Origin of the sequence: Mycobacterium sp. E735 (assembly GCF_001666955.1) — a bacterium.
Lineage (GTDB): Bacteria > Actinomycetota > Actinomycetes > Mycobacteriales > Mycobacteriaceae > Mycobacterium.
The window spans coordinates 1-15,764 of sequence record NZ_LZIX01000208.1 but is presented as its reverse complement, the minus strand read 5'-3'; the positions used below and the strand labels follow the sequence as shown (position 1 = coordinate 15,764).

The window sequence follows — 15,764 nt, the reverse complement described above, 5'->3', positions numbered from 1 at the left end:
CACTCCCTTCGATGGCGGCCTTGGCCGCCGCGTAGTAGCCGGAGCCCACCGGGGTCACCGTTGCGCCGATCGAGGAGATGTTGACGATCGCCCCACTGCGACGGGCCCGCATGCCGGGCAGCACCGCTTTGATCATCGAGACCGTGCCGAAGAAGTGCGTCTCGAACAGGGTGCGCACATCGGCGTCGTCGCCCTCCTCGATCGGCGCAACGGTGACCCCGGTGGGCTCCGGCTACTACGCGGCGGCCAAGGCCGCCATCGAAGGGATGAGCGGCGCCCTGCGCGGTGAGGTTGCCCCGCTGGGCATTTCGGTGACCGTCGTCGAGCCTGGCGCCTTCCGGACCGATTTCGCCGGGCGCTCGCTCGTCCAATCGGCGACCGTCATCGACGATTACGCCGGCACCGCCGGGCAGCGTCGCAAGGAGAACGACACCATGCACGGCACCCAGGCGGGCGAACCCGCCAAGGCCGGCGCCGCGATCATCGCGGCCGTCGAATCGAGTGAGCCTCCGGGTTTCCTGCTGCTGGGCCCTGACGCCCTGGCCTTCTACCGCTACGCGACGGATGCGCGCGCCGCCGAGATCGCGAAATGGGAAGGGCTGACAAGCGGCACTAACTTCGGGCCGTAACCGCCTGTCGCAGTCTGGTTTTGGCCAGCTTTCCGGTAGGTGTTCGGGGTAGGTCGTCGACGAAGTCGACCGAACGAGGCGCCTTGTAGTGGGCGATCCGGTCGCGGACATAGTCGATGAGATCCTGTGCCAACGCATCCGTCCCGCTCACCCCGGGCGCCAGCTGCACGAGGGCTTTGACCTCTTCGCCCATTTCGGGGTGGGGAACGCCGATGACCGCGACGTCGAGCACCGCGGGGTGCAGCGCCAGGGCGTTCTCCACTTCCTGCGGGTAGATGTTGACCCCACCCGAGATGATCATGAACGACTTTCGGTCGGTCAGGTACAGGAATCCATCGGGGTCGAGGTAGCCGAGATCGCCGACGGTCGTCCAGAATGGATGTTCCGGGTGGCGGGCCGCGGCGGTCTTGTCGGGGTCGTCGTGGTATTCGAACGGCAAATGATCGCGTTCGAAGTACACGGTCCCGACGGCACCGACGGGTAGCTCGGTTCCGTCGTCGCCGCAGATGTGCAGCACGCCGAGCACGCTTCGTCCCACCGACCCCGGGTGGGTGAGCCATTGCTCGGAATCGATGAACGTCAGGCCGTGCGCCTCGGTGGAACCGTAGAACTCGTAGACAATGGGGCCGAGCCACTCGATCATCGCCCGCTTGACATCGATGGGACAGGGCGCGGCGGAATGCATGAGCATCCGCAGACTCGAGAGGTCGTAACGGCCGCGGATGGACTCGTCGAGTTTGAGCAGCCGCACGAACATGGTGGGAACCAGCTGTGCGACGCTGATGCGGTAGTGCTCGATGTAGCGCAATGTGGATTCGGCGTCGAACTTCTTGGCCAGCACCACGGTTCCACCCAGCGCCTGCACCATGCCGCACCATCGCAGGGGCGCGGCGTGGTAGACGGGCGCCGGCGAGAGGTAGACGTCGCTGGCTGTTATTCCGTAGAAGTGGCTGGCCATCGCCACGATCGGATCGCCGGGTTCGTCGACACGCCGATGCGGCAGCGGGGGCTTGATCCCCTTGGGGAATCCCGTTGTGCCGGAGGAGTACAACATGACCGCGCCGGATGGTTCCCGGGGCAGGCGGGGGCCGGCCTCGGCGAGGGCCGTTTTGTAGCAGGCGAAACCGTCGACGTCACCGCCGAAGGCAAGCCGCAGCCCAGGACCTTCGACCTGCGCGCTGACGTCGATTGCCAGGTCGGCCAGCGCAGCCGAGGCTATCAGCGCGCGTGCACCCGAGTCACGCACGATGTAGCCGGCCTCCCGCGCCGTCAGGTGGTGATTGACGGCGGTGATGTAGAGGCCCGATCGTTGCGTCGCCCAGTACACCTCGAAGACCTCGGCGGCGTTGTCGGAGAGCAGTGCGACGACGTCGCCGCGGCGGAGCCCGGCGTCGTACAGCACCCGCGCAAGCGCGGCGGAGTTGTCGTCGAGTTGCCGGTAGGTCAACACTTTTCCGGACTCCGCCAGAATGACCGCGGGGCGCTCAGGGGCATTGTCCGCGTGGGTACCCGGGTACATCGGTCAGCTCGCCGACGCGGCTGAAACGACCACGGGATAGACCCGCTTGGCACGGTCATTGGTCATGTCGATGTGCACGAACTTCTGCTCGGTGTACTCGTCGAGGGCACGCGGCCCGAGCTCACGGCCCAGACCGCTTTGCTTCACGCCGCCGAACGGGAACATCGCATTGACCATGTGCCAGTCGTTGATCCATACCGTGCCGGATTCCAACTCGCGCGCGATAGCCAGTGCCCGTTCGTTGTCGGTGCTCCACACGCCCGCCGACAATCCGTACTCGCTGTCGTTGGCGATCGCGACGGCCTCGGCGTCGTCGGCGTACTCGATCACGACCAGCACCGGCCCGAAGATCTCCTCTCGCGCCACCCGCATGTCGTTGGTTGCGCCGGTCAGGATCGTCGGGGCGACCCAATGGCCATCGACGAGCCCGGCGTCGGCGGGGACCGCGCCCTGGAACGCGATCTTGCAGCCCTCCTCTTGCCCGAGCGCGATGTACTTCTCCACGCGCGCTTTCTGTTTGGCGGATATCAGCGGCCCGACATCGGTGGCCGGGTCCATCGGATTACCCACGACAAGGGTGGACGCACGGGCGACCAGCCGTCGCACGAACTCGTCGTGAATCGATGCGTGCAGCAACAGCCGGGTTCCGGACTCGCAGGCCTGACCACACATCAGCAGGAATCCGAACAGCGTGCCGTCGACAGCCAGGTCCAGGTCGGCATCGTCGCAAACGATGTTGGCGCCCTTGCCGCCCAACTCCAGGGTGACCTTCTTGACGTTGTCGGCGGCGGCGCGCATCACGGTCTTACCGACTTCGGTCGAGCCGGTGAAAGCCACCTTGCGCACATCGCGGTGTTCGGCGAGCCGGGCGCCGACGACCGGCCCGGATCCCGTGACAACGTTCAGCACCCCCGCGGGCAGCCCGACTTCGTCGGCCGCCCTGGCCAATTCGAGCAGAGTCAGCGGGGTCTGGTCGTCGGGTTTGAGCACTATCGTGTTGCCGGCCGCCAGGGCGGGGCCCAGCTTCCACACCGCCAGCAGCAACGGAAAATTCCACGGCACGATGCCGGCGCAGACGCCCACGGGCTCGCGACGGAGCAGACCGGTGGCCAGCGTGGGTGCCTCGATCAAGGGGCCGGCTTCCTCGAACGCATACGATCGCGCCTGCGAGGCGAAGTACTTCAGGTGGGCGATCGAGTAGCCCAAGAGAAACGTGCCCGCTGTCCGTGCGGTTGCGCCGTTTTCGCGAACCTGCAGCGCGGTCAACTCGTCGAACCGCGCGGCGAGGTTGCCGGCGATCGCATCGAGGATGCGGGCGCGTTCGTCCGGGGGCGTCAGTCGCCAGACACCGGAGGCATGTGCCGCCCTTGCCGCAGCGACGGCCTCGTCGGCTGCAGCGACATCGCCCCGCGCGACTGTCGCGACCAATTCATTGGAAGCGGGATCGCGCACCTCCAAGCTGCTTGACGCGTCGCGCCAACGCCCGTCGATGTACATCGGATAGTGCGGAATGTCGGTCATGTCTTCCTTATGTTCATCGGATCCGTCGGCGCCAACGTACGAAACTCTTGAATCGATCGGCGGCGTGGTGGGCCGCGCTAACCCCGGCCGGGATCCCCAGCGGGGCAGCAATAATCACGAAAATGATGATGAGGCTCATGAACTGTTCAGAAGCGGATCAGCCCACGCAGATTCACACCTGCGCGCATGTCGTCGTAGCCCTGATTGATCTCTTCGAGCGTGTACTCGCGGGTGACGAGTTCGTCGAGCTTCAGCCGTCCGGCGTGATACAGATCGAGCATGCGGGGGATGTCGTGACGGGGATTCGACGACCCGAAAACCGAACCGCGGACCTGCTTTTCGTACATGATCAAGTCGAACAGCGACATGTCGACGGAGGTGTCCGTCGGGTGCGGGATCGCGGTCATGACCACCCTGCCGCGCTTGCCGACCAGGCTCAACGCCTGCGCTACGTATGCACCCTCAGCCGAGTCGGTGCTGACCACGCATACGTCGGCCATCTGGCCGCGGGTCTGGTCGGTGATCAGGGCGTGGGCCTCCTCGACCGTCGCCGCGGTGTGGGTGGCCCCGAACTCCAGCGAACGGCGGCGTTTGTACTCCACGGGATCGAGCGCGACGATCACGCGTGCGCCCGCGATCCGCGCGCCCTGCACGGCATTCATTCCGATGCCGCCCACACCCATGACCACCACGGTGTCGCCGTCCCGTGCCGCTCCGGTGCGCACCATGCTGCCGTAGCCGGTGGTGACACCGCAGCCGACCAGCGCGGCGGTGTCCAGCGCGGTGGACGGATCGACCTTGATCACCGAGGCCATCGGCACCACGGTGTACTCGGAGAACGTTCCCAGGACGCACATCTGGCCCAGCGCTTGGCCTTTCGCGTGGAATCGGAAGGTGCCGTCGAGTTGCGGTCCGGCGATGATGGCCGCACCGAGCACGCACAGGTTGCTCATCCCGCGCGAACACGGTTCGCAGCGGCCGCAGGCCGGAATGAAACTCAGCACGACCTTGTCGCCCTCGGCCACTTCGGTGACGCCCGGCCCCACCTCGACCACGACGCCCGCGCCCTCGTGCCCGCCGACCACCGGTAGCTGCATCGGCATGTCGCCGGTGACCAGGTGGTCGTCGGAGTGGCACAGCCCGGCGGCGGCCACCTTGACCAGAACCTCGTTCTCCCGCGGCCCGTCGAGGTCGACCTCTTCGACCGACCATTTCTGGTGTAGTCCCCACACCACCGCTGCCTTCGTTTTCATCGAAACCTCCTTGAAGTCAGCGCTTCTCGGGTGTCCAGGTCGCCGGCAGGCTGTTCACACCGTTGATGAAGTTGGCAAGAGCATAGTGGGGCTCGGGCGCTGAGATGTCCGGAATGCGCGTGTAGACCTCGGTCAGCAATGCCTTGAGCATCGTGCGGGCCAGCGCCGCGCCCAGGCAGAAGTGCGGGCCTCCCCCGCCGAAGGCGATGTGCGGGTTGGGGTTTCGCAGAATGTTGAACGAATGGGGTGCGTCGAAGACATCCTCGTCACGGTTGCCCGAGTAGTACCACAGCACGACCTTGTCTCCGGCTTTGATCTGTGAGCCGCGCACGGTGATGTCCTGGGTGGCGGTGCGGCGCATGTGGAGCAGCGGCGATCCCCAGCGCAACACCTCCTCGACGGCGGTGCCGACGCGCCCCTCGACGTCCTCGGCGAGCAGCGCGCGCTGGTCGGGGAACTTCGAGAGGGCGGCGATGGCGTGGGCCGAGGCGTGCCGCGTGGTGTCGTTGGACGCGACGCCCATCAACACGAAGAACGCCTTCAGCTCGTCGTCGGTCATCTTCTTGCCGTCGAACTCGGCCTGCACCATCCACGTCATCAAGTCGTCGCCGGGGTTGGCCCGCCGCTCGGGGATCAGCACCGTTGCCACCTCGTGCAGGTCCATCACGGCGCCCATGAACAGCTCGAGTTCGCTCTGCTCGCCGCGGATGTTCGGGTCGGTCCAGCCCACCAGCCGCTGGGCGGCGGTGACGGCCTTGTCGCGCAGCTCACCGTCGGGCAGCCCGAAGAAGCTGCCGAAGATGCGGCCGGGCAGCTTTACCGACACGAGTTGGACGAAGTCGCCCTCACCAAGGTGCGCCATCTCGCTGACCAGGTCGTGGGCGTGGCCGCGGATCCAGCCTTCCAAGCGGCGCACGTTCTTGGGCTTGAAGGCCTCCGTGGTGATCCCGCGGAGCTGGGTGTGGCGCGGGGCGTCCATGGCGATGAACGACTGCGCGATCTCCACCGCCTCGGGTGCGAAGTCCTCCATCGTGATGCCCTGGGCGGAGGAGAAGATCTCCGGGTGACGGCTGGCCATCCGGATGTCGTCCTGTTTGGTCAGCGACCAGAACCCCCTGGTGTTGAGCTCGGGGGGCAGCAGGTCCGACTCCGCGGGGCGACTCCACGGCACGGGATTCTCCGCGCGCAGGACGGCGAAGGCGGCGTCCCGCTCTTCCGGGGGTCTCGCCCAGAACTCCCGGGCGCTCAGGTCGATGTCTTTGTGGGTGGGCGCGGTCGTGGGTGCGGTCATCAGGGGCCCTTTCTGGCGGTGCGCAGTGGTGCGCGTCACCGCGGCTTCGCCCCCATGCTGGTCAGCGCGACGGCGGTGCGGCATAGGCGCGTGTGCCAATCACTGGCCTGCACGGGCCAGCGCCGGGCACCGCCGATCAGGCGATGGGTGCGCGGAAGGTGGCGATCAGGCCGCCGCCGTCGCGCGCCCCGAATTCGACCCGGCCGCCCATCGCCTCGGCGATCTGCTGCACGATCCACAGGCCGAGCCCGGCGGTGCCCCGCTGGCCGCCCACGCTGACGTATTTGGTGGTCAGCTCGCCAAGGCTTTCGGCCGGGATGCCCGGTCCCCGGTCGGCCACAGTGCAGATCAACTCTCCGCCTTCGCGCGCGCACGCGACGTCGACCGGTTCGCCGCGGCCGTGCCGGGACGCGTTCTCCAGCAGGTTGGTCAGCAGCCGGCGCAGACCCTGGGCGTTGACGGCCACGGCGGTCAGGTCATCGCCGACGCTCAGTCGCAGCCGCGGCACGCCGAGGCCGACCGCGTCGGCGGCCGCGACGATCAGGTCGGCCACGTCGACCCGGCGGACCTTCCCCGCCGAAAACGTCGGGCGGCGACTCAGCGCGACGTCGGAGAGGGCGTCGAGCATGTCGGCGAGGTGGCGCACGTGCCGGGCCACCAGTTGCAGACTGGTTTCCCGGTCGGCCTGCGACATCGGCCGCGCCGAAGTCAGGGCCTCGGTCAGCGCCTCCAGAGACGTGATGGGGGTGCGGAATTCGTGCACCAGAACCTGGAGTCCATCCTGTTGCGACTGGTAGGACCGCAGCAGGCGCGCCCGCAGGTCGCGCTCCTCTTCGGCGGCGGCGTGTTCGGCCTCGGCTTCCACCAGGGCGCGCAGCCGGGAGCGGTGTTCGCGTTCGGCGAGCGTGGACAGCCCCGCGGTGATGACCGCGACGAAGATCAGAAACACCGCCGACCAGCCCGCCAGGAGCGCCGGGGCCGCGGTGGCCGGGAGCCCCGGCGACGAGACCAGCGCGACCGGGATATAGATCGCGCCCAAAAGCACTGCGACCAAGAGGGTTTCACCGAAAGACAGTCGTGCCGCCGAGGCGATCACGGCCAGCGCCAACACCGGGACCACCGGGCTGTACACCCCTCCGCTCAAGGCGATAAGCGCCAGCGTGAACGCCGAGTCGAAGCCGGTGACCAACCATGAATAGCGGGTGCGCCGGACCTCCAGCTGCGGATAGGCCATCACGACGGCCGCGTAGACCATCGCCGCGCCCAACACCGCCAGGGTGGTCGCCGTGTGCTGCCGGAGCCACTGGGGTCCGATCCCCATCAGCACGCCGACCGATACGACGACGGCAACTCGTACCGCGACGACCGTGCGGGCCAGCCCGTAGTCCTCGCCGTCGAAGTCCACCGTGGTTCCGAGGTGATCGAGCGGTCTCACCCAGCTGACCATAGGGTTGGGGTTAGCATCGCGGCAATGACTCGCTCGCCATACGTCGTGGTGATCGTGGATGACCACGAGCTGTTCGCGCAGGGCCTCGCCCTGTTGCTGACCCGCGAGTGGGGCGAACTGTTCAGCGTCGGCGGCCAGACGACCTACGTGGAAGAGGCCGCCGACCTGGTGGCCCGCTGCGACGCCGACGTCGCGATCATCGACCTGTCGATGCCGCCCTTGGGCGGGGTCGCGGCGATCCGGCATGTCAAGGCGCGCCGGCCGAGGACCCGGATCCTGGCGCTGTCGGGTACCGACGACCTGGCACTGGCCGAGGAGGCGTTGCGGGCCGGTGCCGACGGCTTCCTGTCCAAAACCGCGCGGCCCGAGGCGCTGGCGGGGCCCCTATGGACCATCGCGGAGGGCCTGCGGGTCGTCGACGGCGCCCTGCTGGACGCGTTGCTCAGCAACACCCGCAAGCCGCCGTCCGAGCTGCTGGACAATCTCAGCGCCCAGGATCTTCAGCTGTGGACCCTGCTCGCGGCCGGCATGGAGACCGGCGACATCGCCCAGCGGATGCTGGTGTCGGAGCGCACCGCCAAACGCATGGTGGCGTCGCTGCTGCACAAACTCGGGGTCGGCAACCGCATCGCCGCCGCGGCGCTGGCCGGCCGCTACCGGTTGCTCGATGACGTCGCCGAGATCGGCCGGATCAGCTGAGGATCTGGATCGCTTGGGCGGGGCACATCGCGGCCGCCCGGATCACCCGGTCACGCTCGGCTTCGGGCGGGTCGGGCTCGAGCACGACCACTTGATCGGCACCGTCGGGAATGTCGAAAACATCGGGAGCGGCCAGCAGGCACTGCCCGTGTCCCTCACACAGGCCGTAGTCGACGGTGATGCGCATGACCGCCAGTATCGGCGCCCGACGGGCACCGCAGTCGGTCCAATCGCGCCAGATGTGGCCTGGCCGGGCCAGCCCGTCGAGGGCCTTTCAGCCCTACTTTGCGTCGACGCGTACGACGTAGCATCTGCTCATTCTGGAGCCGCCAGTGTCCCTTCCTGAACCGAGAACCCGATCATGACCACCACGCAAACCGAGTCCACCTCCATCGAAGCGCCCGAGGTCGCCGAACAGCGCAGGCACGAAATCGACGCGATCGTCGACGCGGCGGCCGCGGCGGCCCGGGAGTTCCGCAACCTCGACCAGCAACAGGTCGATGCCATCGTCGAGGCGATGGTCCGCGCGGGGGTACGCGCCGCGGGGGAACTGGCAAGTGTCGCGATCGAGGAGACGGGCTTCGGCGTCTTCGAGGACAAAGTCGTCAAGAACTATGTGGCCACCGAGTTCCTGCACGACTATCTGCGGGGCAAGAAATCGGTGGGGGTCGTCGACGAGGACGTCGAGCACAACATCGCCTACGTGGCGGAGCCGATCGGGGTCGTGCTGGCCATCACCCCGGTTACCAACCCGACGTCGACCGTCCTGTTCAAGGCGATCGTCGCCGCGAAGACCCGCAACGCCATCCTCTTCCGGCCGTCACCGTATGCGGTCGGCTGCTGCGAACGCAGCGTGGAGATCCTTCGCACGGCGGCCGAAGCGGCCGGGCTGCCGCCGGGGGCGCTACAGGTCATCCCCGACGCCGCGCACGAGGTCACCCACTACCTGTTCAAACATCCGGGAGTCGACTTCATCTGGGTGACCGGTGGGCCGAAGATCGTGGCGCTGGCGAATTCCGCCGGAAAGCCCGGCCTGTCGGTCGGCCCCGGGAACGCACCGATCTACATCCACAAGACGGCGGACATCAAGGGCGCGGTCGTCGACATCCTGATCTCGAAAACCTTCGACTCTTCTGTCATCTGCCCGGCCGAGCAAACCTGCGTCATCGACGACGAGGTCTATGACGAGATGATGGCCGAATTCGAGCGGATGGGCGCCCAGTTGCTCACCCCGGACCAGGCGAACGCCCTGGCGGAATTCGCGTTTGGCTGCGGCGACAAGGTCTCGCTCGAGGCCGTCGGACAGAAGGCGTCCGAGCTGGCCGACCGGGCGGGCTTCAGCGTGTCACCGACCGTCAAGGTACTGCTGGCGCAGCTGCCCGCCGACTTGGACGAACTCGCCGAACACCCCCTGTTGCAGGAGAAGCTGATGCCGGTGCTCGGCGTGGTGCGGGCACGCAGCGTTCAGCACGCCATCGACGTCGCCGTCCTGGTCACCGAGCACGGCGGTCTGGGCCACACCTCGGCCATCTACGCCAACGACGAGGAGGTCATCGACGCGTACGGCCTGGCGGTCCGCACCGGCCGGATTCTGGTCAACGCCCCCACCGCGGTCGGGGCCCTCGGCGGGGTGTACAACAACCTGACCCCCACCTTCTCGTTGGGTTGCGGCACGTGGGGCGGATCCAGCACGACGGAGAACGTCAACTACCGGCAGCTGCTGAACATCAAGACGGTCTCGCGGCGCCGCACCCCGCCGCAATGGTTCCGCGTCCCGTCCAACACCTACTTCAACGAGGGCGCACTGGACAACCTGCGCGAACTCGACGGCGATACCGTCGTCATCATCACCGATGCCCTCACCGAAGAGCGCGGCGTCGTCGACCAGCTCCGCGGCAAGTTGCGCGCCGAGCACGTGCAGGTCTTCAGCGAGGTGACGCCGGAGCCCGACGAAACCACCATCCGCCGCGGTGTCGCGCTGCTGGAGCGGGCCCAACCCGATCTGCTGCTTGCCGTGGGCGGCGGTTCGGTGCTCGACGCCGGCAAGGCGATCCGGCTGTTCTACGAGCACCCGGAGAAGGGCCTCGAGGAGCTGACGATGCCGTTCCTCGATCCCCGCAAGCGCGTGGCCGATTATCCGGTCGACCGTCATCGTGTCCAATTGGTTGCTGTCCCAACGACATCCGGCACCGGTTCGGAAGTCTCGCCGGCGGCGGTGCTGACGGTGGGCGGCAAGAAGGAGACGCTCGTCGATTACAGCCTGGTGCCCGACCTCGCGATCGTCGACCCGGTCCTGACCTCCTCGATGCCGCAGAAGCTGACCGCCGACACCGGCATCGACGCGCTGACCCATGCTTTGGAGGCCGCGGTCTCGATCTTCGCCTCGCCCTATACGGACGCGCTGTGCGCCCAGGCGGCACGACTGATCTTCGATGCGTTGCCAAGGGCATACGACGACCCCGACGACCTGTCCGCGCGGACCGACATGTCGAACGCCGCAACCCTTGCGGGGCTTGCCTTTTCGAATGCATTCGTCGGGACCAATCACGCGCTCGCCCATGCCGTGGGCGCGAGATTCGGAATCTCGCATGGCCGGGCGAACGGGATTTTCCTGCCGCATGTGCTGCGGTACAACGCAAGCCTGCCAAGCAAGTTCATGCCCGCGCCGGGATATTCCGCCTACGTGGCGCCGGACAAATACGCGCAGCTCGGCCAGCTGATCTTCGGCGGCCATGAACCCGACGAATCCCGCGCCCGGTTATTCCGTGGGGTCGATGATTTGCTCGACCGACTCGACATGCCGCGATCCCTGCGGGAGTACGGCGTCGACGAGGACCAGTACCTGGCCGCGCTGCCCGCGCTGGCGATGACGGCGTTCGAGGACCTCAGCAACCGTACAAATCCGCGGATGCCGTTGGTCAGCGAGATCACCGAATTGCTCCGGCTGGGTTTTTACGGCGCCGCTCAAGGCGATGCTCAGCCGCGTAGCTGAGGCAGCACGTCACGCTCGTACGCGGCGAAGAACCCGTCCATGTCGGGACCGATCTGCTGGACGTACACCTCGTCGATGTCGGCGTCGATGTACTCACGCACCTTCGCGACATGGGTGTCGGGGTCCGGTCCGCAGGTGACCGCTTCGGCGACCTGGTCCGGCGTCACGAGTGACATCAGCGCGGCGAAATCCTTGGGCCGCGGCAGGGTCTGCGCCGACTGCCCGGGCAACGCGTCGTTCCCCCATAACCGGTGCGCCGCCTTGAGCGCCGCCTCCGCATCTTCGTCCCAGCTCACCTTCGTGCCGCCCTGTACCGGTTTGTTGCCACCGCCGGCCTCGCGGAACGTCTTGACCAGGTCCGCCTCCGGCATCACCAGGACGAAGCCGTCGCCGATTCGCCCGGCCAGCTCTGCGCCCTGCGGCCCGAAACCGGACACATAGATGGGCACCGGTTGGTCGGGCCGGGTGTAGATGCGGGCCTCCTGCACCTCGTAGTGCTTGCCGTGGTGGCTCACCTCGTCGCCGCGGTGCAGCTTGCGGATGACGTCGACCGCCTCCTCCAGCATTTCCTGCCGCACACCCACCGACGGCCACCGATCGCTGAGGATGTGTTCGTTCAGCGCCTCACCGCTGCCCACCCCCAGCACGAAGCGGCCGTCGAGTTGCACCGCGGCGGTTGCGGACGCCTGGGCGATGATCGCCGGATGGGTCCGGATGGTCGGGCACGTCACGGCGGTGCTCACCGGCAGCGACGTCACCTCGGAGAGCGCTCCGATCACACCCCACACGAACGGACTCTGGCCCTGCTCGTCGTTCCACGGATGGAAATGATCCGAAATCCACAGCGCATCGAACCCGGCCGCCTCCGCGCGCTTGGCCTGGTCGATGAGTTCCTTGGGGCTGTACTGCTCGCACGACAGGAAGTATCCGATCTTGGTCATGGCGGCGGGCTACCCGCTGCGGCCTGCGGTATGCGCCGGTTTGGCCGTTTATCCGCCGCGCACTTGGGAGTTCATCCGCCGGTGCCCGGCGCCAGACCTCGATCCCGAAACGTCCCCGCTGCGGATCGCCATGCCGGACAGATGGTTTCGCGGCGCTGCGCGGCTATGCCGGTGCCGATCGGCGCCGCGCTCGATCTCACCTCCCACCCGGCCACAGCCGCCACGCCGCGCGACCCTGCGCGCGAAGGCCGTGTGACGGGTGTGACCACCCGTGGCGCGCCGGGCCACCCCGCGAGAATCCCTTCGCCAATTTGGAGAAGGTAGTTCTCCAAAGCCGAGAGACGATTTACGATACCGGTGATCTGTGAGCTCTCCCGACGATCGGAGTCCGTCATCGACGCCTGGATTCTCGATGCGGTGCGCACACCCCGCGGCCGGGGCCGCCCCGACGGGGGCCTGCACGCCGTCCACCCGCAGGCCCTCTTCGCGCGTTGCCTCACCGCGCTCGCCGAGCGGACCGGATTCGAGCCGGCCGACGTCGACGACGTGATCGCGGGCAACGGCATCCTCGGCGGCGACCACGGCGACGACATCGCGCGGCTCGCGGTTCTGCTGGCCGGATGGCCCGAGACCGTGCCGGGGATGACGCTGAACCGGTTCTGCGGTTCCGGTCAGCAAGCCGTCACCGTCGCCGCGTCGTCCATCGCCGCCGGCAATGACGACCTGGTGATCGCCGGCGGGGTGGAATCGATGTCCCGGTGGGGCGTCACCGTGGGAGCCCCGACGATCGACGGCCAGAACCCCGACTTCCGCGAGCGATATCCCACCGTGCCGCAGGGAATTTCGGCCGACCTGATCGCCACCCTGGAGGGGTTCACCCGCGAAACCGTCGACGCCTACGCCGCGCAGAGCCAGGAGCGCGCCGCCGTGGCGATCGACGAGGGCCGGTTCCTGGGCTCGCTCGTCGACGTGGCCACACCGAACGGGCCAGTCGAGCGCGACGAACACCCGCGCCCCGGCACCACCACCGAGACGTTGGCACGCCTCAAGCCCGCCTTCGCCGCGATGGGCGGCACCCGCCCCGACGGCGAGCAGCACACATTCGACGAGATCTGCGCTCAGCGCTACCCCGGCATCGACCACATCGATCACGTGCACCACGCGGGCAATTCGTCCGGGGTGGTGGACGGGGCCGCCGCGGTGCTGGTCGCGTCCTCCAACTGGATGCACGCCGCGGGCGTCACCCCGCGCGCACAGATTCGCGCCGCCGCGGCGATCGGTAGCGAACCGATCATCATGCTGACCGCCCCCGGTCCGGCGGCCCAGCGCTGCCTACAGCGCGCCGGCATGGCGGTCGATGACATCGACCTCTGGGAGATCAACGAGGCCTTCGCCGCGGTCCCGCTGAAGACGATGCGCGATCTCGACATCGACCCCGGACTGGTCAATGTCAACGGCGGCGCCATCGCCCTCGGCCACCCCATCGGCGCCACCGGGGCGATGCTTATCGGCACCCTCCTGGACGAGCTCGAACGCCGGGATTTGACAACGGGTCTGGTGACCATGTGCACCGGCGGCGGGATGGGCACCGCGACCATCATCGAGCGGGTGTGACCGTGCCGCACACCCTGGAGCTGGACCGGCCGTGCGCGGGGGTCGCACTGCTGCGCCTGAACCGCCCCAAGCAACTCAACGCCATCAACGAGGCGTTGCAAAGCGAATTGCGCCTTGCGCTGGCCGATTTGGCCACCGACCGCACGGTGCACGCCGTGGTGCTGACCGGCGCAGGCCGCGGCTTCTGCGCCGGAATCGACGTGCGCGACTTCGGCCCCTCGATGCTGGATGCCACCGCGCCCGCGCTGGACCGGATGCGCTTCCAGGAGCGGATGGCCGCCCTCGCCGAAGCCGTGCGGGCGTTGCCACAACCCGTCGTCGCCGCCGTCAACGGGCCGTGCGTCGGGGCCGGGCTCGCGTTGTGCCTGGCGGCCGATATCCGAATCTGTTCGCACGCCGCATCATTCGGCAACGCCGCCATCCTGCTCGGTCTCTCCGGCGCCGAGATGGGCATGAGCTACCACCTGCCGCGCATCGTCGGCACCAGCGTGGCCGCCGACTGGATGCTCACCGGGCGCACCGTCTCGGCCACCGAAGCCGACCGGCGCGGCCTGGTGAGCGAGGTGGTCGAGCCGGACCGGCTGGCGGAGCGGGCCGTCGAGCTGGCCGCGCTCATCGCGAGCCATTCCCCGCTGGGCGCAGAACTGACCAAGCGCGCCCTGCAGGTCAACACCGACGCCGCCAGCCTCTCGGCGGCGCTGGAGCTGGAGAACCGCAACCAGGTCATCTCGCATGCCACCGACGAGGCGGCCGAGCGTCGCAAGAAATGGTCGTCGTGACGGGTCCGCTGCGCGGCGTGCGCGTCGTCATGATGGGCGGCCTGGGGCCTGCCCCGTTCTGCGGAATGTTGTTGGGCGACTTGGGCGCCGACGTCATCCGCGTAGACGCTCTCGCCGCCGTGGACGGGCCCCTTCCCATCGACTACACGGTGCGCCGTAGCCAGCGGTCGCTCGCCGCCGACGCCAAGGACCCTCGCGGTAGGGAGCTCGTTCATCGCCTGGTCGCCGAGGCGGATGCCTTCGTCGACGTGTACCGGCCGGGGGTGGCCGAACGACTCGGCATCGGCCCGGACGAGTTGCGCGGGCGCAACCCCCGTCTGGTCTACGCCCGGATGACCGGATACGGGCAGGACGGGCCGCTGGCCGGCCACGCCGGTCACGACATCAACTACATCGCTTTGGCGGGCGCCCTGCACGGCATCGGCCCCGCCGAATCCCCGGTGCCGCCGCTGAATCTGGTCGGCGACTACGGTGGTGGGGGAATGCTGTTGGCCGTGGGCCTGCTCAGCGCCATCCTCGAGGCGCGCGAGTCCGGCGCGGGTCAGGTGCTCGATGTCGCCATGGTCGATGGGGTGGCCACCCTGTTGACGCCGTATTTCGGGATGGTGCCCGCCGGTACCTGGCGCGACCGGCGCCACGACAATCTGCTCGACGGGGCCGCCCACTTCTACGGCGTGTACGCCACCGCCGACGGTGGCCACTTCGCCGTCGGCGCGATGGAGCCGAAGTTCTACGCAGAGCTGTGCGATCGCCTCGGCGTCGACGTGCCGCACGACGACGACGCGCCGGGCGCGTGGGCCGCCCATCGCGCCGCCCTGGCCACCCGCTTCGCCGAGAGGTCGACCGAGGAGTGGCAGCGGCTCCTCGATACCCCGGGATGCTGTGCGACACCGGTGCTTTCGCTGGCCGAGGCGCCACGGCACCCGCACCTCACCGCGCGGCGAACATTCATCGACGTCGACGGCGTCACCCAACCCGCCCCGGCGCCCCGGTTCTCCCGCACCCGTCCTGTTGAACACTCCCGACGGCTGGACCCTGGGGCTGGGCGCCAAGGACGAGATGCAAGTCCCGGTGGCACC

The 15,764-nt window shown here is 68.1% G+C and carries 13 protein-coding genes and 1 pseudogene; 6 read left to right on the top strand and 8 right to left on the bottom strand.

The window, feature by feature from the left end:
- On the bottom strand, window positions 1-178 hold a 178-nt coding region (locus A5704_RS16670), incomplete at its 3' end, for an SDR family NAD(P)-dependent oxidoreductase (RefSeq protein WP_369828467.1).
- Window positions 179-188: 10 nt separating this feature from the next.
- Here A5704_RS16670 and A5704_RS16665 point away from each other — a divergent pair.
- Window positions 189-629 (top strand): annotated as a pseudogene (locus A5704_RS16665) (SDR family NAD(P)-dependent oxidoreductase); the annotation flags it as partial.
- On the opposite strand, the gene A5704_RS16660 reads toward A5704_RS16665, so the two are convergent.
- The 5 genes from A5704_RS16660 to A5704_RS16640 form a co-directional block, all read right to left on the bottom strand.
- Entirely contained in the window at window positions 613-2,148 is a 1,536-nt protein-coding gene (locus tag A5704_RS16660) for an AMP-binding protein (protein WP_067889974.1), read from the bottom strand. The pseudogene A5704_RS16665 and the gene A5704_RS16660 sit on opposite strands and share 17 nt — an antisense overlap.
- Window positions 2,149-2,151: 3 nt before the next feature.
- Entirely contained in the window at window positions 2,152-3,669 is a 1,518-nt protein-coding gene (locus A5704_RS16655) for an aldehyde dehydrogenase (protein WP_067889972.1), read from the bottom strand.
- Between the two features lie 146 nt (window positions 3,670-3,815).
- Entirely contained in the window at window positions 3,816-4,922 is a 1,107-nt protein-coding gene (locus A5704_RS16650; RefSeq protein WP_067783487.1) for an NDMA-dependent alcohol dehydrogenase, read from the bottom strand.
- 16 nt (window positions 4,923-4,938) lie between these two features.
- Window positions 4,939-6,213 (bottom strand): cytochrome P450, encoded by a 1,275-nt coding sequence (locus A5704_RS16645; protein WP_067756458.1) that lies wholly within the window; start codon window positions 6,211-6,213, stop codon window positions 4,939-4,941.
- A gap of 136 nt (window positions 6,214-6,349) precedes the next feature.
- A complete protein-coding gene (locus tag A5704_RS16640; RefSeq protein WP_231969155.1) occupies window positions 6,350-7,648 on the bottom strand; it encodes a sensor histidine kinase KdpD in 1,299 nt (432 codons plus the stop codon).
- Between the two features lie 36 nt (window positions 7,649-7,684).
- Here A5704_RS16640 and A5704_RS16635 point away from each other — a divergent pair, with 36 nt between their 5' ends.
- On the top strand, window positions 7,685-8,359 hold the full coding sequence (locus tag A5704_RS16635) for a response regulator transcription factor (protein ID WP_197499133.1): 675 nt from the start codon (window positions 7,685-7,687) through the stop codon (window positions 8,357-8,359).
- Here A5704_RS16635 and A5704_RS16630 read toward each other — a convergent pair.
- Complete coding sequence (locus tag A5704_RS16630) at window positions 8,352-8,546, bottom strand: ferredoxin (RefSeq protein ID WP_067756466.1); 195 nt, start codon at window positions 8,544-8,546, stop codon at window positions 8,352-8,354. The genes A5704_RS16635 and A5704_RS16630 overlap by 8 nt on opposite strands.
- Before the next feature lie 174 nt (window positions 8,547-8,720).
- On the opposite strand from A5704_RS16630, the gene adhE reads away from it, so the two are divergent.
- Window positions 8,721-11,351, top strand: a complete 2,631-nt coding sequence (gene adhE, locus A5704_RS16625) for a bifunctional acetaldehyde-CoA/alcohol dehydrogenase (protein ID WP_067783481.1) — start codon at window positions 8,721-8,723, stop codon at window positions 11,349-11,351.
- Here the strand turns inward: adhE and A5704_RS16620 are convergent.
- Complete coding sequence (locus A5704_RS16620; protein WP_067889968.1) at window positions 11,336-12,292, bottom strand: LLM class F420-dependent oxidoreductase; 957 nt, start codon at window positions 12,290-12,292, stop codon at window positions 11,336-11,338. The two genes, adhE and A5704_RS16620, sit on opposite strands and share 16 nt — an antisense overlap.
- A gap of 417 nt (window positions 12,293-12,709) precedes the next feature.
- Between A5704_RS16620 and A5704_RS16615 the strand changes: the two genes are divergently transcribed.
- From A5704_RS16615 to A5704_RS16605, 3 genes are all read left to right on the top strand, one after another.
- Entirely contained in the window at window positions 12,710-13,906 is a 1,197-nt protein-coding gene (locus tag A5704_RS16615) for an acetyl-CoA C-acetyltransferase (RefSeq protein WP_231969153.1), read from the top strand.
- Window positions 13,903-14,685: an enoyl-CoA hydratase/isomerase family protein gene (locus A5704_RS16610; protein WP_067889965.1), complete on the top strand. Its 783-nt coding sequence runs from the start codon at window positions 13,903-13,905 to the stop codon at window positions 14,683-14,685. The genes A5704_RS16615 and A5704_RS16610 overlap by 4 nt, the downstream gene beginning before the upstream one ends.
- The coding region (locus tag A5704_RS16605) for a CaiB/BaiF CoA transferase family protein (protein WP_369828466.1) at window positions 14,682-15,764 on the top strand (1,083 nt) is incomplete at its 3' end. The genes A5704_RS16610 and A5704_RS16605, both read left to right, overlap by 4 nt.

Bases quoted from the DNA above. Each gene is read 5' to 3' on its own strand.
- A5704_RS16620 (WP_067889968.1), bottom strand. From the start codon at position 12,292: ATGACCAAGATCGGATACTTCCTGTCGTGCGAGCAGTACAGCCCCAAG.
- A5704_RS16655 (WP_067889972.1), bottom strand. From the start codon at position 3,669: ATGACCGACATTCCGCACTATCCGATGTACATCGACGGGCGTTGGCGC.
- A5704_RS16660 (WP_067889974.1), bottom strand. From the start codon at position 2,148: ATGTACCCGGGTACCCACGCGGACAATGCCCCTGAGCGCCCCGCGGTC.
- A5704_RS16650 (WP_067783487.1), bottom strand. From the start codon at position 4,922: ATGAAAACGAAGGCAGCGGTGGTGTGGGGACTACACCAGAAATGGTCG.
- adhE (WP_067783481.1), top strand. From the start codon at position 8,721: ATGACCACCACGCAAACCGAGTCCACCTCCATCGAAGCGCCCGAGGTC.
- A5704_RS16630 (WP_067756466.1), bottom strand. From the start codon at position 8,546: ATGCGCATCACCGTCGACTACGGCCTGTGTGAGGGACACGGGCAGTGC.
- A5704_RS16635 (WP_197499133.1), top strand. From the start codon at position 7,685: ATGACTCGCTCGCCATACGTCGTGGTGATCGTGGATGACCACGAGCTG.
- A5704_RS16645 (WP_067756458.1), bottom strand. From the start codon at position 6,213: ATGACCGCACCCACGACCGCGCCCACCCACAAAGACATCGACCTGAGC.